The organism is Enterobacter sp. IF2SW-B1, from assembly GCF_001743375.1.
GTDB classification, from domain to species: domain Bacteria; phylum Pseudomonadota; class Gammaproteobacteria; order Enterobacterales; family Enterobacteriaceae; genus Enterobacter; species Enterobacter bugandensis.
In genome coordinates, this window is sequence record NZ_MJAA01000002.1 from 339,956 (window position 1) to 358,298 (window position 18,343).

The 18,343-nt window shown below is 58.1% G+C and carries 18 protein-coding genes; 12 read left to right on the forward strand and 6 right to left on the reverse strand.

Annotated elements, in window-relative coordinates:
- Nucleotides 1-112: 112 nt before the first annotated feature.
- Nucleotides 113-2,251, forward strand: coding sequence for an ornithine decarboxylase (locus A6013_RS06000; RefSeq protein ID WP_069732812.1), 2,139 nt, complete (start codon nt 113-115; stop codon nt 2,249-2,251).
- Between the two features lie 44 nt (nt 2,252-2,295).
- On the opposite strand, the gene A6013_RS06005 is transcribed toward A6013_RS06000, so the two are convergent.
- On the reverse strand, nt 2,296-2,988 hold the full coding sequence (locus tag A6013_RS06005) for a response regulator (RefSeq protein WP_047367414.1): 693 nt from the start codon (nt 2,986-2,988) through the stop codon (nt 2,296-2,298).
- Nucleotides 2,978-4,603 (reverse strand): sensor histidine kinase, encoded by a 1,626-nt coding sequence (locus A6013_RS06010; protein ID WP_041908310.1) that lies wholly within the window; start codon nt 4,601-4,603, stop codon nt 2,978-2,980. The genes A6013_RS06005 and A6013_RS06010 overlap by 11 nt, the downstream gene beginning before the upstream one ends.
- A 345-nt stretch (nt 4,604-4,948) precedes the next feature.
- On the opposite strand from A6013_RS06010, the gene A6013_RS06015 reads away from it, so the two are divergent.
- From A6013_RS06015 to citG, 8 genes are read left to right on the forward strand one after another with little or no spacing between them, the layout of a single operon-like run.
- Nucleotides 4,949-6,310, forward strand: a complete 1,362-nt coding sequence (locus A6013_RS06015; RefSeq protein WP_045630637.1) for a 2-hydroxycarboxylate transporter family protein — start codon at nt 4,949-4,951, stop codon at nt 6,308-6,310.
- Between the two features lie 17 nt (nt 6,311-6,327).
- A complete protein-coding gene (locus A6013_RS06020; protein WP_045630636.1) occupies nt 6,328-7,191 on the forward strand; it encodes a fumarylacetoacetate hydrolase family protein in 864 nt (287 codons plus the stop codon).
- Nucleotides 7,192-7,201: 10 nt separating this feature from the next.
- The gene (gene citC, locus A6013_RS06025) at nt 7,202-8,224 is read left to right on the forward strand and encodes a [citrate (pro-3S)-lyase] ligase (RefSeq protein ID WP_028014385.1); all 1,023 of its coding nucleotides are present in this window, start codon (nt 7,202-7,204) and stop codon (nt 8,222-8,224) included.
- A 16-nt stretch (nt 8,225-8,240) separates the two neighbouring features.
- Entirely contained in the window at nt 8,241-8,534 is a 294-nt protein-coding gene (citD, locus tag A6013_RS06030; protein ID WP_069732714.1) for a citrate lyase acyl carrier protein, read from the forward strand.
- Nucleotides 8,531-9,406, forward strand: a complete 876-nt coding sequence (gene citE / locus A6013_RS06035; protein ID WP_041908314.1) for a citrate (pro-3S)-lyase subunit beta — start codon at nt 8,531-8,533, stop codon at nt 9,404-9,406. The genes citD and citE overlap by 4 nt, the downstream gene beginning before the upstream one ends.
- 10 nt (nt 9,407-9,416) lie before the next feature.
- The gene (citF, locus tag A6013_RS06040) at nt 9,417-10,940 is read left to right on the forward strand and encodes a citrate lyase subunit alpha (protein WP_069732715.1); all 1,524 of its coding nucleotides are present in this window, start codon (nt 9,417-9,419) and stop codon (nt 10,938-10,940) included.
- Nucleotides 10,937-11,476: a citrate lyase holo-[acyl-carrier protein] synthase gene (citX, locus tag A6013_RS06045; RefSeq protein ID WP_069732716.1), complete on the forward strand. Its 540-nt coding sequence runs from the start codon at nt 10,937-10,939 to the stop codon at nt 11,474-11,476. Before citF ends, citX begins: the two co-directional genes overlap by 4 nt.
- On the forward strand, nt 11,454-12,257 hold the full coding sequence (gene citG, locus A6013_RS06050; RefSeq protein WP_069732717.1) for a triphosphoribosyl-dephospho-CoA synthase CitG: 804 nt from the start codon (nt 11,454-11,456) through the stop codon (nt 12,255-12,257). Before citX ends, citG begins: the two co-directional genes overlap by 23 nt.
- A 79-nt stretch (nt 12,258-12,336) precedes the next feature.
- Here the strand turns inward: citG and A6013_RS06055 are convergent, their stop codons facing one another.
- The 4 genes from A6013_RS06055 to mutY form a co-directional block, all read right to left on the reverse strand.
- Nucleotides 12,337-13,593 carry a nucleoside permease gene (locus A6013_RS06055; RefSeq protein WP_041908317.1) on the reverse strand — a complete coding sequence of 419 codons (1,257 nt, stop codon included), beginning with the start codon at nt 13,591-13,593 and terminating at the stop codon, nt 12,337-12,339.
- A 268-nt stretch (nt 13,594-13,861) separates the two neighbouring features.
- Complete coding sequence (gene mltC, locus A6013_RS06060; RefSeq protein WP_045260773.1) at nt 13,862-14,938, reverse strand: membrane-bound lytic murein transglycosylase MltC; 1,077 nt, start codon at nt 14,936-14,938, stop codon at nt 13,862-13,864.
- Nucleotides 14,939-14,994: 56 nt separating this feature from the next.
- Nucleotides 14,995-15,267, reverse strand: coding sequence for an oxidative damage protection protein (locus A6013_RS06065; RefSeq protein WP_023309138.1), 273 nt, complete (start codon nt 15,265-15,267; stop codon nt 14,995-14,997).
- A gap of 26 nt (nt 15,268-15,293) precedes the next feature.
- Nucleotides 15,294-16,346, reverse strand: coding sequence for an A/G-specific adenine glycosylase (mutY, locus tag A6013_RS06070; protein WP_102863690.1), 1,053 nt, complete (start codon nt 16,344-16,346; stop codon nt 15,294-15,296).
- A 144-nt stretch (nt 16,347-16,490) separates the two neighbouring features.
- On the opposite strand from mutY, the gene trmB reads away from it, so the two are divergent.
- The 3 genes from trmB to A6013_RS06085 are packed head-to-tail and all read left to right on the forward strand — an operon-like array spanning nt 16,491 to nt 18,310.
- A complete protein-coding gene (gene trmB, locus A6013_RS06075; protein ID WP_028014376.1) occupies nt 16,491-17,210 on the forward strand; it encodes a tRNA (guanosine(46)-N7)-methyltransferase TrmB in 720 nt (239 codons plus the stop codon).
- Nucleotides 17,210-17,536, forward strand: coding sequence for a YggL family protein (locus A6013_RS06080; protein ID WP_028014375.1), 327 nt, complete (start codon nt 17,210-17,212; stop codon nt 17,534-17,536). The genes trmB and A6013_RS06080 overlap by 1 nt, the downstream gene beginning before the upstream one ends.
- Before the next feature lie 57 nt (nt 17,537-17,593).
- Complete coding sequence (locus A6013_RS06085) at nt 17,594-18,310, forward strand: DUF2884 domain-containing protein (RefSeq protein WP_041908321.1); 717 nt, start codon at nt 17,594-17,596, stop codon at nt 18,308-18,310.
- Nucleotides 18,311-18,343 lie beyond the last annotated feature (33 nt).

Genomic DNA, 18,343 nt, shown 5'->3' on the forward strand with positions numbered 1-18,343 from the left:
TTTGGGTGGTTTCGTGCATACTGATTCCTTCTTGCGCGTGAAAATAAAAAGTGACATGATTGCGCGAATTTTCTCCTCCCTGTCTCACCGCTCGGTGAGGGTATTTGCGCTTATGAAAACCATGAAAATTGCCGTCAGCTATGAGCTGGTATCCAAAGTTTCTACGCACCGTGAAAAGGTGACGCTGGATAACACCGATTTCACCGATGTGGCGGCAGTCGTCATTAGCGTTGTTGAAAGCTACAGCGGCATTCTCGCGTTGCTGAAGCGTACGGGCTTTCAGCTACCGGTGTTTATGTTCTCGCAAGAGCCTGGAGAGGTGCCTGATGGCGTCACGGCGATTATCTCGGGTAAAGCTCAGGAGTTCCTGGAACTGGAGAGCGCCGCCTGCCGTTACGAAGAGGAATTGCTGCCGCCTTTTTTCGATACCCTGAGCCAGTATGTAGAGATGGGCAACAGCACCTTCGCCTGTCCGGGCCACCAGCACGGGGCTTTTTTCAAAAAACACCCGGCAGGGCGACAGTTCTATGATTTCTTCGGTGAGAACGTGTTTCGTGCCGACATGTGCAACGCCGACGTTAAGCTGGGCGATCTGCTGATCCACGAAGGCTCCGCCAAGCACGCGCAAAAGTTCGCGGCGAAAGTATTCAACGCGGACAAAACCTACTTTGTGCTGAACGGCACGTCGGCGGCCAACAAGGTGGTGACCAACGCGCTGCTGACCCGCGGCGACCTGGTGCTGTTCGACCGCAACAACCATAAATCTAACCACCACGGCGCACTGATCCAGGCGGGCGCCACGCCGGTGTATCTTGAGGCGGCGCGCAATCCGTTTGGCTTTATCGGCGGGATCGACGAGCACTGCTTTGATGACGCGTATCTGCGGGATCTGATCCGCGAGGCGGCGCCGGAAAAGGCCGACGAGGTCCGCCCGTTCCGCCTGGCGATCATTCAGCTTGGCACCTATGACGGGACGATCTACAACGCCCGCCAGGTGATCGACAAGATCGGCCATCTGTGTGACTACATCCTTTTTGACTCCGCGTGGGTGGGCTACGAGCAGTTTATTCCGATGATGGCGGAAACGTCCCCGCTCTTGCTGGAGCTTAACGAGAACGATCCGGGTATTTTCGTGACCCAGTCGGTGCACAAGCAGCAGGCCGGGTTCTCGCAAACGTCGCAGATCCATAAAAAGGATAACCACATCCGCGGTCAGGCGCGCTTCTGTCCGCACAAGCGGCTGAACAACGCGTTTATGCTGCACGCCTCCACCAGCCCGTTTTATCCGCTGTTTGCGGCGCTGGACGTGAACGCCAAAATTCACGAGGGCGAGAGCGGGCGCAGGCTGTGGGCGGAGTGCGTCGAGCTGGGCATTGAGGCGCGCAAGGCCATCATCGCCAACTGCCATATGATCAAACCGTTTATCCCGCCGGTGGTGGCGGGGCGGCCATGGCAGGATCACCCCACTCAGGTCATTGCGAGCGAGCGTCGCTTCTTCAGCTTCGAGCCGGGGGCCAAATGGCACGGATTTGAGGGCTATGCGAGCGAGCAGTATTTCGTCGACCCGTGCAAGCTGCTGCTGACCACGCCGGGCATTGATGCAGAAACAGGTCACTATACCGATTTCGGCATTCCGGCGACCATTCTCGCCCACTACCTGCGCGAAAACGGCATCGTGCCGGAGAAGTGCGACCTCAACTCGATCCTGTTCCTGCTGACGCCTGCCGAAAGCAGCGAGAAGCTGGCGCAGCTGGTGGCGATGCTGGGGCAGTTTGAGCAGCATATTGAAGACGACACGCCGCTCGCCGACGTGCTGCCGACCATCTACCAAAAATACCCGGTGCGTTACCGCGACTACACGATCCGTCAACTGTGCCAGGAGATGCACGATCTCTACGTCAGCTTTAACGTGAAGGATCTACAGAAGGCGATGTTCCGCCGGGAGAGCCTGCCCGCCGTAGTGATGAACCCGCAGGATGCCAACCAGGAGTACATTCGCGGGAACGTGGAGCTGGTGCGTATTCGTGACGCTGAAGGGCGCATTGCCGCCGAAGGCGCGCTGCCGTATCCGCCAGGCGTGCTGTGCGTGGTGCCGGGAGAAGTCTGGGGCGGGGCGGTACAGCGTTACTTCCTGGCGCTGGAAGAGGGCATTAATATGCTGCCGGGCTTCTCGCCGGAGTTGCAGGGCGTTTACAGCGAGAAGGATGCGGACGGGATTAAGCGGCTGTATGGGTACGTATTGAATGTCTGAACGTAGGCCCGGTGGCGCAAGCTTACCGGGCCTGGAATACTTCGTCAGGCTTCTGCGCGGCGGTACATCCTTCTCGGATGCCCAATCTTCCCGTACAGCATCTCCACCGTCAGAAAACCCACCTCCACGCAGTGTTCCAGATAGCGTCGGGTGGTGGTTTTACTCAGCCCCGTCTCGCTCACCACCTCATCCACCGTAAAGCAGTGCGCCGCCTTGCTGTTAAACAGCGTTTGCACCCGCGCCAGCGTGTTCTCCTCTATTCCCTTGCTGCCGTTGTCCAGACGATAGTTTTTCGCCTGTAACTGATAGAGTGAATCCACGTTCTGCTGGTCGACAATCTTCCAGACCCGCTGCTGTTCGGCAAACTGCACAAAACGCTCCAGCGACTGGCTGAGCCGCTTCCAGGAGACCGGCTTAAGAATATAGTCAAACGCGCCGTTTCGAATGGCCTGGCTACAGGTGTCCATATCGCTAGCGGCGGTGATGAAAATCACCGAGCAGTTGGCGCGGGCCAGCATCGGGTTGCTGATAAGGGTGATGCCTTTGCCGTCCGGCAGGTAGTTATCCAGCAGCATCAGCTTCGGCTGTTTGCTCTCCAGCTGTCGCTGCGCGTCGGCCAACGACGCGGCAATCCCCACCAGCCTCAGGCGCGGATGTTTACCGATAAGCTCCGCGTGCAGCTGTGCCAGTTCGTTCTCGTCTTCAACAATCAGTACGTCGATAAGTTCATGTTGCATAGTCGGTATCTTCCAGTTGCCGGACGGTTCCCGAGGCCGGGATAAACAGTGAGAAAATGGTCCCGTGCGGCATGTTATCGGCAACTTCTATTGTGCCGCCAGCCTGCGTGACGTAGCTTTCGATCAGATACAGGCCAATCCCGTGATCGCCCCGCGTTTTGGTGGTGATGCCGCGTTCAAATATCCGGTCACGGATCGCCGGGGTAATGCCAACGCCCTGGTCGGCCACTTCAATAATCAGCTCCTGCTCGCTGAGTTTTATCAGCACTTCCACTGGCGCATGCGGGAGCGGCGATCGCTGCGTCGCTTCGATGGCGTTATCCAGCAGGTTACCAATAATCGAAATCAGCTCTTGCTCTCCCAGCGGCAGGAACGGTTTGTCCAGCCGACAGGCCGGGTCGAAACTCAGCTCGACGCCTTTCTCACGCGCGCGGGCGGCTTTTCCCAGCAGCAGCCCGCAAAGTGTCGGGGAACTAAAGCGGGAGGAGATAAAGTCCAGCAGCTCCTGAGCATGCTCCGACTGCGCCTGAATGTAGCGAATGGCCTCTTCATAGCGGCCCATATGCAGCAGGCCGGAGAGGGTGGTCATCCGGTTCAGCTGCTCATGACGCATAATGCGCAGGTTATCGACGTAGCGTTTTACCTGGCTGAGCTGGCTGCTGAGAGAGTCGATCTCGTTGCGATCGCGGAAGGTGATCACCCAGCCCTGCAGCGACCCCTCAAGCATGATGTGTACCCGGCTGGCAATCACCGTGAGATCGTTAAAGCGGCAAATCTCGTCATGGGTATCTTTCGCCAGCATCGTCTGCGTGTCGAAGAACGGGACCGGATCGATCACCTGGCTTATCAGCTGCCCGCGCAGTTCCCGGGCCGGCTGGCTCAGGCCCAGCAGCTTGCGCGCCGCCTGGTTGATCACCTCTATGCGCCGTTCGTTATCAATGGCGATCACGCCTTCGTAGATGGACTCCATCATCGCCTTTTGCTGGCGCACCAGCAGGCCGATCTCTCGTGGCTCCAGGGAGAAGATCTGCTTCTTAATACTACGGGTAAAGAACCAGGAGAAGACAAAGAGGGCGATCAGCAGCAGCACGGCGGCAATCAGGATATTGACCACTTTACTGACGGTAATGGTGTCCAGGTAGCTGGTGAGATAGCCAACTGAAACAATGCCGACCACCTGCCCGGCGTCGTTGAAAATGGGCGCTTTACTGCGCAGTGAAATGCCCAACCCGCCTTTACGTATGGTTGTCGTGCTTTTCCCCTGCAATACGGCTTCATTGTCGCCGCCGACCAGCGTCGTGCCCACCCTGTCGGCAAAGACGGAGTGAAAAAGATGCCGTCCCGTATTATCGCCAATGACAATAAAGCTGGCGTCGCTGTGCGCGGCCATTTTCTGCATGAAATCATGAATGGCGTTGATATCTTTTTGTTCAACTTCAGTACGCAATGACGGAATAAGCGCAATCTCTTCCGCCTGTATTTTAGCGCGCGCACTCATTTCCTGATAAAGCTGTTTTCCGACATCGGCATAATAATATCCGCCCAGCAGCACAAAAAGCACTGAGAAAAAGGCAACGAGCGAAATAAAAAGCTTAATCTGGAAAGAGACTTTCATAACTATCACGCAAAGTAGCGGCAAAGATCGTCAATATATCATCTTTTTTCATGCGGATGTCCGCTTTGCGGGAAACTTGTGATCCCTTGCACAGCAAGGGCTGTAAATGATTTATCCAGAAGGCTTATGATCTTCATGCTGCTAAGTTAAATGTTATTTGGTCGTTCAATTCAGAAAAGAAACCATAAAAACCACGATAATAAATAAGGCATAAATCACATTAAATAAAAGAAACCATAAAAACCATAGCTGCCATTAAAACTTCGCTTTTAATATGCCATTCCTCACATAAAGTAGGCCTTTGTGACTCTAAGCTGAACGCACAAAATAACTAAGGGGCTTATTATGAGCACAACTGACGATTCTTTCTCTGTTACCCACGACCCGATTGAAATTCAGCGGCCATCCCTCAAGGAGCGGTGGTGGCATATTATGGATACCTGGAAAATCGGGATTATTCCTCTGCCGCTGTTCGTTCTGGCGGGCGCGCTGATTGCGATTGATTGCCTGGGCGGAAAACTGCCGAGCGATATCGTGGTGATGGTGGCGACGCTGGCCTTCTTCGGCTTTGCCTGCGGTGAGTTCGGCAAACGCCTGCCGATTGTCGGCAAGCTTGGTGCGGCGGCGATTTGCGCCACCTTTATCCCTTCCGCGCTGGTCTACTACGGTTTGCTGCCGGACGTGGTGGTGGAATCCACGACCAAATTCTACAAATCCACCAACATTCTCTACCTCTATATCTGCTGCATTATCGTCGGCAGCATCATGAGCATGAACCGCACGGTGCTGATTCAGGGCTTCCTGCGCATCTTCTTCCCGATGCTGTGCGGTGAAATCGTCGGCATGATTGTTGGCATGGGCGTGGGGCTGGCGCTGGGCCTGGAGCCGTTCCAGATCTTCTTCTTTATCATTCTGCCGATCATGGCGGGCGGCGTCGGGGAAGGGGCGATTCCGCTTTCCATAGGCTATGCCACCCTGCTGCATATGGACCAGGGCGTAGCGCTCGGCCGCGTGCTGCCGATGGTCATGCTCGGCGGGCTGACGGCAATCATCATCTCCGGCTGCCTGAACCAGCTCGGTAAACGATACCCGCACCTGACCGGTGAAGGCCAGCTGATGCCTAACCGCGCGAATGCCGATGCCACCGTCTCTCAGCCTGCGTTTTCCGGTAAAGCGGACGTGACGACTATCGCCTCCGGCGCGCTGCTGGCGGTGCTGCTGTACATGCTGGGCATGCTCGGCCACAAGCTGATTGGCCTGCCTGCGCCCGTTGGCATGCTGTTTATGGCGGTGCTGGTGAAGCTCTGCAACGGCGCCTCTCCGCGCCTGCTGGAAGGCTCGCAGGTGGTGTACAAATTCTTCCAGACCTCCGTGACCTACCCGATCCTCTTCGCCGTTGGCGTGGCCATTACCCCGTGGCATGAACTTGTGGCCGCCTTCACGCTGACCAACCTGCTGGTGATTATCAGCACCGTCTCCGCGCTGGTGGCGACCGGGTTCTTCGTCGGTAAAAAGATCGGTATGCACCCGATTGATGTCGCCATCGTCTCCTGCTGTCAGAGCGGACAGGGCGGTACCGGCGACGTGGCGATCCTGACCGCAGGCAACCGCATGAGCCTGATGCCGTTCGCCCAGATTGCTACCCGTATCGGCGGGGCGATTAACGTCTCTGTCTCACTACTGATTCTGGGCAACTTCCTCGTCTAAGTATTCAGGAAAAAACAATGAAACTCGCAAGCTTTTTATACCAGGGAAAACGCAGCTACGGCATCGTTCAGGCCGAGGGCGTGATTGATTTAGGCCGCCGTCTGGGCGACCGCTATGGCGACCTTAAAGCGCTGCTGCAGGGCAACGGGCTGGCGTTGGCCACCCGTTACCTGAACGACGCGGTGGATGTACCGCTGAGCGCCATCACCTTCTTACCGGTGATCGTGCAGCCGGAAAAAATCCTCTGCGTGGGCATGAACTACGCCGACAAGCGCAAGGAGTTTGACCAGCACAACCCGGCTCCGACGCTGTTTGTCCGCTTCCCGGATTCACAGACCGGCCACAACGAGCCGGTACTGAAGCCGCGCCACTCCAGCGAATTCGACTACGAAGGCGAGCTGGCGGTGATCATCGGTAAGGGTGGGGAGAACATCAGCCGCGATGACGCCCTGCGCCACGTGGCGGGCTACAGCTGCTACATGGACGGCTCCGCCCGCGACTGGCAGCACACCTGGTTCACCGCCGGTAAAAACTGGCGTCAGACCGGGGCGTTTGGCCCCTGGATGGCGACGGCGGATGAGATCCCGGACCCGCACAGCCTGGCGATCCGCACCTGGCTTAACGGCCGCATGGTGCAGGAGGACAACACCAGCAGCATGATCCACAAGGTCGCGGAGCTCATCGAGTACATCAGCACCTTTACCCGCTTAAGCCCGGGCGACGTGATCATCACCGGCTCTCCGGGCGGTGTGGGTAAAAAGCGTAACCCGCCGCTGTTTATGAAAGAGGGGGATCGCATTGAGGTGGAGATCGAGCATATCGGTCATCTAAGCAACGTGATTGTTGAAGCGCCAGCCGTCGGGCTTGCGGCGGCACACTGAGAAAGGCGGCATGAACAGTCAACCCATCGATTTTCGCCAGACGCTGGTGGCGAAACACCCGGAACGCTTAAGCCAGATCCGCTACCTGCTGGCAGACAGCGGCCTTGGCCTGGACAACGACATCACGCTGTTTGTCGAAGCCTGGTCCGGCGCGCAGCTGGTGGGTTGCGCAGGACTTGCCGGCAACGTCATCAAATGCGTGGCGGTCAACGAGCAGCTTCGTGGGGAAAACCTCAGCGCGCGGCTGCTGGCAGAGGTGGAAAATGCGGCGCTGGAGCGCGGCCATTTTCACCTCTTCCTCTGCACCCGTCCGTGCAACCGGGAGCGCTTTGCCCGCAGCGGCTTCTGGCCAATTGCCCAGAGCGGGAACAACGCGGTGCTGATGGAGAACACCCCGCAGGGGATCGCGCGCTACTGCCGTACCTTAAGCCGGATGCGAAAGGGCGGGGAGAAAACTGGCGCGATAGTGATGAACGCCAATCCGTTCACCCTCGGCCACCGCCATCTGGTGGAGCAGGCGGCGCAGCGGTGCGATGCCCTGCATCTGTTCGTGGTGCGTGAAGACGCCTCGTTCTTCCCGTTCAGCGCGCGTCTCGAGATGGTGCGCGCGGGCGTAGCCCATCTGCCGAACGTGGTGGTGCATGAAGGCTCGCAGTACATCATCTCCCGCGCCACCTTCCCGGCCTACTTCCTGAAGGAGACCGGCAAAGTGCAGCAGGCGTGGAGCGAGATCGACGTGCTGATCTTCCGGGACTTCATCGCCCCGGCGCTCGGCATCACGCACCGCTTCATCGGCTCGGAGCCGTTTTGCGACATCACCCGCCAGTACAACCAGACGCTGCACGATCTGCTGGCTTCGCATATCGAGGTGGTGGAGATGCCGCGCATCAAGGCCACCGGCAACGCCATTTCGGCGTCCGAAGTGCGCCGTTTACTCAAGACACAGCAGTTTTCCCGGATCCGGGAGATCGTCCCGGACTCCACCTTCGCGCATCTCGAAACACACTATCGTGCGAGTGCGGAAGTCGCATAACTATCAGGAAATTATCATGAATATTGTAAGGGAGGCGCTGGCCGGAACGCAGGAGTCCAGCGACCTGATGGTGAAAATCGCCCCCGCTCACGGCGAGCTGGAGATTGTCATCCACAGTGAAGTGATTAAGCAGTTTGGCGAGCAAATTCGCCAGGTGGTCAACGACACGCTGCGCGCCATGAACGTGCGCCAGGGGCTCATCATTATTGAAGACAAAGGGGCGCTGGACTGTGTTATTCGCGCCCGCCTGCAAAGCGCGCTGATGCGTGCCACCGATGAACAGGCCATCAACTGGGAGGCGCTGAAATGAGCAAACTCCGCCGCAGTATGCTATTTCTGCCGGGCGCCAATGCCGCCATGCTTTCCACCGCGTTTATCTACCGCCCCGACTCCATCATGTTTGACCTTGAGGACGCCGTCGCCCTGCGTGAGAAGGACACCGCGCGCCTGCTGGTATTCCACGCGCTACAGCACCCGATGTATCAGGATATCGAAACCGTGGTGCGCATTAACCCGCTCAGCACGCCGTTTGGCCTGCTGGATCTGGAAGCCGCCGTGCGCGCGGGCGTGGACGTGATCCGCCTGCCAAAAACCGACACCCCGGACGACGTCTACGAGCTGGAAGGCCATCTTGAGCGCATTGAACGCGAGTGCGGCCGCGAGGTCGGCTCCACCCGCGTGATGGCGGCGATTGAGTCGGCCATTGGCGTCATCAATGCCGTGGCGATTGCCCGCAGCTCCCCGCGCCTCATCGGCATCGCGCTGGCCGCCTTTGACTACGTGATGGACATGCAGACCGAGCGCGGCGACGGCACCGAGCTGTTCTATGCCCGTTGCGCCGTGCTGCACGCCGCCCGCGCGGCGGGTATCGACGCCTTCGACGTGGTGTGGTCAGACGTTAACGACGAGGCCGGATTCCTTCGCGAGGTCGATCTGATCCGCAAGATGGGCTTTAACGGCAAATCGCTGATTAACCCGCGCCAGATTGACCTGCTGCACAACGCTTATGCACCGACGCAGGAAGAGGTGGATCACGCCAAAAGGGTGATTGAGGCGGCAGAAGAGGGCGAGCGTAACGGCCTGGGCGTGGTGTCGCTCAACGGCAAAATGGTGGATGCACCAATTATTAACCACGCGCAGGTGGTGCTGGAGCGCGCGGCGGCTTCCGGCGTGCGTCGGTAAGGATAAGACAATGAATCAGACTGAACTTCTCCACGTAAACTTCCCCGATCTGCGGGACCTGAAACCCTTTGATACTGCCCACAGCGCCACGCCCTGGCTGGCGGATAGTGACGCGAAGCACAACCGCAAGCTCTGTGCCTCCCTTGAAGAAGCCGTAGCGCGCAGCGGCCTGCAGGACGGGATGACCATCTCCTTCCACCATGCCTTTCGCGAAGGCGACCGGGTGATCAACACCGTTGTGGCGCTGCTGGCGCGGATGGGATTTAAAAATTTGACTCTGGCCTCCAGTTCGCTGATGACCTGCAACGACGCTCTGATCGAGCATATTGAAAGCGGTGTCATCACCCGGATTTACACCTCGGGCATGCGCGGCAGGCTGGCGGACGCCATCTCCCACGGGCTGATGGACGAGCCGGTACAGATTCACTCCCACGGTGGGCGCGTGAAGCTGCTCCAGGACGGCGAGCTGAATATCGACATGGCGTTTCTCGGCGTGCCGTGCTGCGATGCGTTTGGCAACGCTAACGGCACGCACGGTAAATCGTGCTGCGGCTCGCTCGGCTACGCGATGGTGGACGCGCACTTTGCCCGCAAGGTGGTGGTGCTGACCGAAGAACTGGTGCCGTTCCCGAATATGCCCGCCAGCCTGGTGCAGGACCAGGTGGACTACATCGTGCAGGTCGAGAGCGTGGGCGACCCGGCGAAAATCAGCGTCGGCGCGGCGCGCGTCACCAGCAACCCGCGCGAGCTGATGATCGCCCGCTATGCGGCGGACGTGATCGAGCATTCCGGCTACTTCAAGCCTGGCTTCTCGATGCAGACCGGCTCCGGCGCGGCGGCCACGGCCTGCACCCGCTTTATGGAAGAGAAGATGGAGCGCAGCGGCGTGAAGGCGCGCTTTGCGCTCGGCGGCATCACCGGCAGCCTGGTGGATCTGCACGAGAAGGGGCTCATCGAAAAGCTGCTCGATACCCAGTGCTTTGACGGTCAGGCGGCGGCCTCGCTGGCGCGTAACCCGAACCACGTGGAGATCTCCACCAACGTCTACGCCAACCCCGGCAGCAAGGCGGCAAGCTGCGACCAGCTCGACGTGGTGATCCTCAGCGCCCTGGAGATCGACGTCGAGTTCAACGTCAACGTCATCACCGGCTCCGACGGTGTGATGCGCGGCGCGTCCGGCGGGCACTGCGACGTGGCGGCGGCAGCCAACCTGACCATTGTGGTCGCGCCGCTGCTGCGCAGCCGCATTCCGACGGTGGTGAAGCGGGTTACCACGCGCCTTACGCCGGGGGAGAGCATCGATGTCCTGGTTACCGATCACGGCATCGCGGTCAACCCGGCGCGCCCCGAAATCCGCGAGCGGCTGCTGGAAGCCGGGCTGAAGGTTGTGGATATCAACGCGCTGTATGAACGGGCGATCTCCCTGACCGGCGTCCCGAAACCGATTGAGTTCACCGACAAAATCGTCGGGGTGATCCGCTACCGCGACGGCAGCGTGATCGACACCGTACGACAGGTGAAGGAGTCAGTATGATTTTAGCGACACCCGTGCGGGCGGGTGTCAGCCTGGAGGAACTGCTGGCGGCGAAAGAGCGTCGCGCAGCCCGTCAGGCTGACTGGCTTACGCACTATCAACAGCCGGTGATCTCCCTCACGCTGGTTACGCCAGGGGAAATTAAGGACAGCCTGCGCTATCGCAACACCATGGGCGTGGCGCTCCAGATGTGCGACCAGCTGCTGTGGGAGAACCGCTGGCAGGTGCTGGACCGGCAGGTGCTGTGGCTGCCCACCGGACCGGAAGCTTTGTGGTGCGTCGCCCATCCGGCGGCGGAAATCAAAGCGCACTGCGCGGAACTGGAGCATACGCACCCGCTCGGCAGACTGTGGGATCTGGACGTGATCTGTCCTCAGCACGGCCACGTCGGGCGTCAGTCGCTGGGAGAGAATCTCCGGCGCTGCCTGATCTGCGACGAGCCCGCGCATGCCTGCTCCCGTTCGCGCAATCACCCCGTTGAGCAGGTAGTTTCCCGCGTGGAGAAGACGATCGATGACTGGTTTGCTCGCGACTAAACCGCGCCCGATTGATGTGCCCGCGCTTGCCGAAGCGGCGCTGTGGCAGGAGCTGGAGCTGACGCCCAAGCCGGGGCTGGTGGACAAGCTTAACAACGGTTCCCATCGCGATATGGACCACGCGCTGTTTGTCCGCAGCATCGCGGCAATTACGCCGTGGTTTTCGCGCTTTGCTGAACTCGGTAACGTGCATGCGGATAAACCCGCTGACGCACAGCTGCGGATTATTCGCCCGATGGGGATGGCCTGCGAGCAGGCGATGTATGCCGCGACGAACGGCGTGAACACGCATAAGGGCGGGATTTTTGCTCTCGGCCTGCTGTGCTTCGCTGCCGGGCGTGTGAAAAATATCTCTGCGGACAGCCTCTGTTGTGAGGTGAGTAACATCTGCTGCGGGCTGGTGTCGCGGGAACTGGCAGCGCGCAGCGGGCAGGCGACGGCGGGCGAGCGGCAGTTTCAGCAGTTCGGCTTAACCGGGGCGCGAGGCGAGGCGGAGAGCGGCTTTGCGACGGTGCGTAAGGCGCTGGGGCAGTGGAACGGACAGTCGCTTCACGGCCTGCTGTTGCGCCTGATGGCGGTCAATCAGGACAGTAATCTCGTGTCACGCGGCGGCATTCAGGGGCTGCGCTACGTTCAGGGCTATGCGCGGAAACTGCTGGCTAACGGCTGGGATCGCGAGGCGTTGTTTAAGATGGATGAGGCACTGATTGAACGAAACCTGAGTCCGGGCGGTAGCGCGGATTTGCTGTCGGTGGGGTGGGTGCTCTCTGCTATAAAATAGCCGGGTGGCGGCTACGCCTTACCCGGCCTACGGTCTGGTTTTGTAGGCCCGGTAAGCGAAGCGCCACCGGGCACAACAATTAATGCGCAATCGGCTGTGTACCGTGCGCTGTGCGAACGTGCTTGTACTTGAACAGCGCGAGGAACGCGAAGAACAGCACCAGCGAATACGCCGCGAAGATCAGCCACACGGGCTGCCAGTCGGTGATACCGTTGGTGGTGTACATCTCAACCACTTTACCGCTCACCACGCCGCCCAGAATACAGCCGAAGCCGTTGGTCATCATCAGGAACATGCCCTGCGCGCTGGCGCGGATTTCAGGCTTCACCTCTTTTTCCACAAACACCGAACCGGAGATGTTGAAGAAGTCGAAGGCGCAGCCGTAAACAATCATCGACAGCACCAGCAGCACGGTGCCGAACGCGCTCGGGTCGCCGTAGGCGAACAGGCCGAAGCGCAGCATCCACGCGGCGATACTGATCAGCATGACGTTTTTGATGCCGTAGCGGCTCAGGAAGAACGGGATGGTCAGGATGAACAGCGTCTCGGAGATCTGCGAGATGGACATCATCACCGACGCGTGCTCAACGATAAAGCTCCCGGCAAACAGCGGATCGTTATCGAAGCTGTGCAGGAAGGTGTTGCCGAACATGTTGGTGATTTGCAGCTCCGCGCCCAGCAGCATGGAGAAGATAAAGAAGATCGCCATGCGCTTGTTTTTGAACAGCGCGAAGGCATCCAGGCCAAGCATGGTGCTCCAGCTCTGGTTTTTCTGCTGGTTAGATACCGGAATGGTTGGCAGCGTCAGGGTGAACAGCGCCAGCAGTACGGAGAGCGCAGCACCAATATACAGCTGCATGTGGCTCAGCTCGAAGCCCGCGAAGCTCACGCCCCACATCGCCATGATAAAGCCGATGGTGCCCCAGATACGGATTGGCGGGAAGTCGGTGACGATATCCAGACCGGCAGATTTCAGGCGGTAGTAGGAGATGGAGTTGATCAGCCCAAGCGTTGGCATATACGCCAGCGAGTTAAGCAGGATCACCATAAACATCGCCCCCGGCGTGGTCACTTCGGCCGCCATAAACAGCGTCCCCGCACCCACCAGATGGCAAAGCATATACAGCCATTTCGCACTTAACCATTTATCCGCCACGATACCGAGCAGCGTTGGCATGAAAACAGCCGCAATACCCAGCGAGCTGTAGACGGCACCGATTGACGCACCATCAAACTTGAGCGTCACAAACATATAGGAGCCGAGTGTAGTCAGCCAGCTACCCCACAGGCAGAACTGCAGAAACGACAAGATTTTAAGCTGCAGCTTAAGGTTCATGTTACTTTCCTCACAAGTGAGCGGGAGATATGTTGTTATAGGAACATTCAGGGTTGTTATTTGATGCAATTCTATCAGTTGGCAACGATATGTTTTGTTACCTCCCGCAAAAAAATGCAATCCACATTAATTTGCAGTTTGGATTGTGATGCAAATAACATTTTCGTATGGGTGGAGGATAGGTGCGGCCTGATGGCCTCACCCTGACCCTCTCCCACAGGGAGAGGGGAAGCAGAACGCCTTCTCCTTGCTGGAGAAGGTGTGTTGATTATCGACGACGATAGTTTTTCTGCGCCGTATTCACCTTATACAGGTACCGGCGGGATTCCGCAGACGGGTGGCGGGTGGTGAGGGTAGAGTAAACATCCCCCGGCGCCATGCTGTTGATGATGTTCGCAGCCTGCACTTTGTCATTCGAGAAGACGCGCAGCACGCTGCCCGCGCCGCCGTTATAGGCGGTGATTACCGCGTAGCGACGCGACGTCGGGTTATCAATGCCGCCGAGATAGACATTGTTCAGCATCGCCAGATAGGCCGTGCCGGTATCAATGTTGCTTTGCGGATCGAACAGGTAGCTGCGGCTCGGCGTGCCGGATTTCCCCTGCGAGCGGAAGACGTCTTTACCGGCGCTGTGCTGGACAACCTGCATCAGCCCCAGCGCGTCGGAACGGCTCACCGCGTACGGGTTGAACGAGGATTCGGTCTGCATAATCGCCAGGATCAGCGACTCGTCCACGCCATACTTACGCGATGCCTGACGCACCATGCCCAGATACTTATGCGCACGCTTGTCGAGGTGGTTCGGGACAAGGTTAATGGTAACGCTGTAGATAATCTTCAGGCCGTTAGAGCGGCTCTTCAGGCGCGTCTGCAGCAGGTAGTCGGCAAATTTCGTGGCGCGACCTTCCCAGCGGATCGGCTGTCCGGTCTGGTCGACAACCTGACCGTACAGGAACGGCTCTTTCGAAATGGTGATGTCGTCCGCATCGGAGTAGAGATCGATAGATCCCGGATCGTCACCCATCAGCAGGGTTTTGACGATCGCCTGACGCAGCCGTGCCGCAGGGTCGGTGCCTGCGATGGTCTCAATGGTGATCGTACCCTCATCAAAGTTGATGTGGCTACGGGTCAGATAGGCGTCGGTGTACTTAACGTAGTCCTTCGGTCCGGCAATAAGAACTTCGTTAAATCCCCATATGTTCTCGATGTTATGGGCAAACTGCCCCATCAAAATGTCAAAACCGTTGGTGTCCTTGACCCAGGCTTCATTGTAATCATCGCCTTTTTTGGACGAGCACGAGACCAGCAACGGCGCAACAAGGGCTAGCGCTAAAAGTTTTTTCATCATTCCGGGAGTGCGTGTTGTGTTTGCTTTAACGGCGGGGTTTCACCCGCACGCTGTTATTTTTCCGGCGGCGTATAGCCTTCGATGTGGACGTCTTTGCCCTCGAACAGGAAGCTCACCATCTCCTGCTCCAGCAGCTTGCGGTGCTCCGGGTTCATCATGCTGAGCTTTTTCTCGTTGATCAGCATAGTCTGTTTTTTCTGCCACTGTCCCCAGGCTTCTTTGGAGATCTCGTTATAGATGCGCTTGCCCAGGTCGCCCGGGTAGAGCTGGAAATCCTGGCCTTCAGCGTCGCGCTGCAGGAAAGTACAAAAAATGGTTCTGGCCATACGTATTCCTCTTTGTGTTGCCGATGCTAAACCATTGCACCGGCACGTAATTGCTGTAACAGGCGCTCCACGGGAGCCGCCAGCCCGACTGATGGCGGTTGCGCTAAGTTATACCAGAGAGCGGTGCCTTCATCCATGCAGGAGGTGAATGAGGACACGGGAAGCCACATCGGTACTATATCCAGGTGGAAATGGCTGAAGGTGTGGCGAAACGCGGTCAGCTGCGTCAGGGTATCTGCTGCAATGCCGCGCTGTTCAAGCCATTCCCGAAGCGAGGCTTCATCTTCAAACTGTGGGAAGCAGTATAGACCACCCCACAGACCGCTCGGCGGACGCTGGGCGAGGAAGACCTCGTCACCGTGCTGCATCAGCAGCATGTAGCCGGTGCGCTCCGGCAGCGTCTGTTTAGGTTTCTTACCCGGATACTGCGCCCATGACTGGTTGGCATACGCCACGCAGAGGTTGTTCACCGGGCAGAGCTCGCACTTTGGTTTTGAGCGCGTGCAGACCATTGCGCCAAGATCCATCATTGCCTGGTTAAAACTCTCTACGCCCTTCGCCGGGGTGACCGCTTCAGCGATCTCCCACAGGCGTTTTTCAACGTCTTTCTTACCCGGCCAGCCGTCAACGGCGTAGCAGCGTGCGAGCACGCGCTTCACGTTGCCGTCGAGGATCGGGAAATGCTTGCCTAATGAAAGGGAGAGGATCGCGCCTGCGGTTGAACGTCCGACGCCGGGTAAATCGGCAACCTCGTCGAAGGTTTCCGGGAATTTACCTTTGTGGCGGGTGGCGACCTGCTGCGCGGCCTTGTGCAGGTTGCGCGCGCGGGCGTAATAGCCCAGCCCGGTCCACAGGTGCAGCACTTCGTCCAACGGCGCGTTTGCCAGGTCGGTGACCGTCGGGAAGCGTGCCATAAAACGCTCGAAGTAAGGGATCACGGTGGCGACCTGCGTTTGTTGCAACATCACCTCTGAGAGCCATACTTTGTAGGGCGTTTTTTCAATTTGCCAGGGCAGGGTTTTACGCCCGTATTTGTCGTACCAGTCCAGCACCTGGGCTGAAAATTGAGAGGCTTGCATGGTCATCGATTCGCATAATCAGGGACGCAGATTGCAGCACAGCGTCCATCTGCTGTAAACCGGATCTTTCCCATGCTTGCATAGAAGCCTTAACTTTGGATAATGCCCGTTTCCCGAACATTCTCACAAGCAGACAACTCTTTTATGAAAAACGACGTCATTTCACCGGAATTTGATGAAAACGGTCGCCCGCTGCGCCGTATTCGCAGCTTTGTCCGCCGTCAGGGCCGCCTGACCAAAGGGCAGCAACACGCGCTGGACAACTACTGGCCGGTGATGGGCGTTGAGTTCAGCGAGCAGCCGCTCGACTTTACCGAGCTGTTTGGCCGCGACGCGCCCGTCACGCTGGAGATCGGGTTTGGTATGGGCACCTCGCTGGTCACTATGGCGAAAGCGCGCCCGGAGCAGAACTTCCTCGGCATTGAAGTACACTCCCCGGGGGTCGGCGCGTGCCTGGCAACGGCCCACGAAGAGGGCGTTGAGAACCTGCGCGTGATGTGTCACGACGCGGTGGAAGTGCTGCACAAAATGATTCCTGACAATTCTTTGAACATGGTTCAGCTCTTTTTCCCTGACCCATGGCACAAAGCGCGTCATAATAAACGCCGTATCGTTCAGGCACCGTTTGCCGAGCTGGTGAAAAGCAAGCTCAAGCTGGGCGGCGTTTTCCACATGGCGACCGACTGGGAACCTTATGCGGAACACATGCTGGAAGTGATGTCGTCGCTGGACGGGTACAAAAATCAGTCCGAGAGCAACGACTACGTACCGCGTCCGGAATCGCGTCCGGTGACAAAATTTGAACAGCGTGGCCATCGTCTTGGTCACGGCGTATGGGACTTAATGTTCGAGAGGGTGAAATAATGGCAAAGAATCGTAGCCGTCGTCTGCGTAAAAAGATGCACATCGAAGAATTCCAGGAAGTGGGCTTCTCCGTTGCCTGGCGTTTCCCGGAAGGCACCAGCGTTGAGCAGATCGACCAGGACGTTGATGCGTTCATCAACGAGGTAATCGAGCCAAACAAGCTGGCCTTCGACGGTAGCGGCTACCTGGCATGGGAAGGTCTGATCTGCACCCAGGAAGTGGGCAAATGCACCGAAGAACATCAGGCCCTGGTTCGCAAATGGCTTGAAGAGCACAAGCTGGAAGATGTCCGCGTGAGCGAACTTTTCGACGTTTGGTGGGACTAATAAAGCAGTAAGCGGGCCAGCATTAGCTGGCCCATTTTGTCTGAGGGAGTGTTTAAGATGCGCAAAACGTTGCTGGCTGTTGCTTTGATGGCAACCGGATTCACCGCCCATGCGGATTATCAATGTAGCGTCACCCCGCGTGATGACGTGGTGTTAAGCCCGCAAACCGTGCAGGTCAAAGGCGAGAACGGCAATCTGGTGATTACGCCGGAAGGAAACGTCACCTTTAACGGCAAACAGTACAACCTGACTGCCGCACAGCGTGAGCAGGCGAAAGATTATCAGGCCGATTTGCGTACCGCGCTGCCATGGATTAATGAAGGCGCCCTGACGCGCGTCGAAAAGAGCCGCGTCGCGCTGGACAAAATCATCACTAAAGAGGTGGGGGAGAGCAGTAATATGCGCTCCCGCCTTACGAAGCTCGACAAGCAGCTCAAAGAGCAGATGAACCGCATTATCGAGACGCGCTCTGATGGCCTGACGTTCCACTATAAGGCGATCGATCAGGTCCGCGCTGACGGCCAGCAGCTGGTGAACCAGGCGATGGGCGGCATCCTGCAGGACAGCATCAACGAGATGGGCGCCAAAGCCGTGCTGAAAGGCGGCGGTAACCCGCTGCAGGGTGTGCTGGGCAGCCTTGGCGGCTTGCAGACTTCCATTCAGAACGAGTGGAAGAACCAGGAAGATGATTTCCAGCAGTTCGGCAAAGACGTGTGTAAACGCGTGGTGTCGCTGGAAGATAGCCGGAAGGCGCTGGTGGGGACGCTGAAGTAAGTTCTCTGCGCGCTGGGCCCCTCACCCCAGCCC

What these genes read in the sequence shown, in the direction of transcription:
- A6013_RS06000 (WP_069732812.1), top strand. Translation starts at nt 113, where the DNA reads ATGAAAACCATGAAAATTGCCGTCAGCTATGAGCTGGTATCCAAAGTT.
- A6013_RS06005 (WP_047367414.1), bottom strand. Translation starts at nt 2,988, where the DNA reads ATGCAACATGAACTTATCGACGTACTGATTGTTGAAGACGAGAACGAA.
- A6013_RS06010 (WP_041908310.1), bottom strand. Translation starts at nt 4,603, where the DNA reads ATGAAAGTCTCTTTCCAGATTAAGCTTTTTATTTCGCTCGTTGCCTTT.
- A6013_RS06015 (WP_045630637.1), top strand. Translation starts at nt 4,949, where the DNA reads ATGAGCACAACTGACGATTCTTTCTCTGTTACCCACGACCCGATTGAA.
- A6013_RS06020 (WP_045630636.1), top strand. Translation starts at nt 6,328, where the DNA reads ATGAAACTCGCAAGCTTTTTATACCAGGGAAAACGCAGCTACGGCATC.
- citC (WP_028014385.1), top strand. Translation starts at nt 7,202, where the DNA reads ATGAACAGTCAACCCATCGATTTTCGCCAGACGCTGGTGGCGAAACAC.
- citD (WP_069732714.1), top strand. Translation starts at nt 8,241, where the DNA reads ATGAATATTGTAAGGGAGGCGCTGGCCGGAACGCAGGAGTCCAGCGAC.
- citE (WP_041908314.1), top strand. Translation starts at nt 8,531, where the DNA reads ATGAGCAAACTCCGCCGCAGTATGCTATTTCTGCCGGGCGCCAATGCC.
- citF (WP_069732715.1), top strand. Translation starts at nt 9,417, where the DNA reads ATGAATCAGACTGAACTTCTCCACGTAAACTTCCCCGATCTGCGGGAC.
- citX (WP_069732716.1), top strand. Translation starts at nt 10,937, where the DNA reads ATGATTTTAGCGACACCCGTGCGGGCGGGTGTCAGCCTGGAGGAACTG.
- citG (WP_069732717.1), top strand. Translation starts at nt 11,454, where the DNA reads ATGACTGGTTTGCTCGCGACTAAACCGCGCCCGATTGATGTGCCCGCG.
- A6013_RS06055 (WP_041908317.1), bottom strand. Translation starts at nt 13,593, where the DNA reads ATGAACCTTAAGCTGCAGCTTAAAATCTTGTCGTTTCTGCAGTTCTGC.
- mltC (WP_045260773.1), bottom strand. Translation starts at nt 14,938, where the DNA reads ATGAAAAAACTTTTAGCGCTAGCCCTTGTTGCGCCGTTGCTGGTCTCG.
- A6013_RS06065 (WP_023309138.1), bottom strand. Translation starts at nt 15,267, where the DNA reads ATGGCCAGAACCATTTTTTGTACTTTCCTGCAGCGCGACGCTGAAGGC.
- mutY (WP_102863690.1), bottom strand. Translation starts at nt 16,346, where the DNA reads ATGCAAGCCTCTCAATTTTCAGCCCAGGTGCTGGACTGGTACGACAAA.
- trmB (WP_028014376.1), top strand. Translation starts at nt 16,491, where the DNA reads ATGAAAAACGACGTCATTTCACCGGAATTTGATGAAAACGGTCGCCCG.
- A6013_RS06080 (WP_028014375.1), top strand. Translation starts at nt 17,210, where the DNA reads ATGGCAAAGAATCGTAGCCGTCGTCTGCGTAAAAAGATGCACATCGAA.
- A6013_RS06085 (WP_041908321.1), top strand. Translation starts at nt 17,594, where the DNA reads ATGCGCAAAACGTTGCTGGCTGTTGCTTTGATGGCAACCGGATTCACC.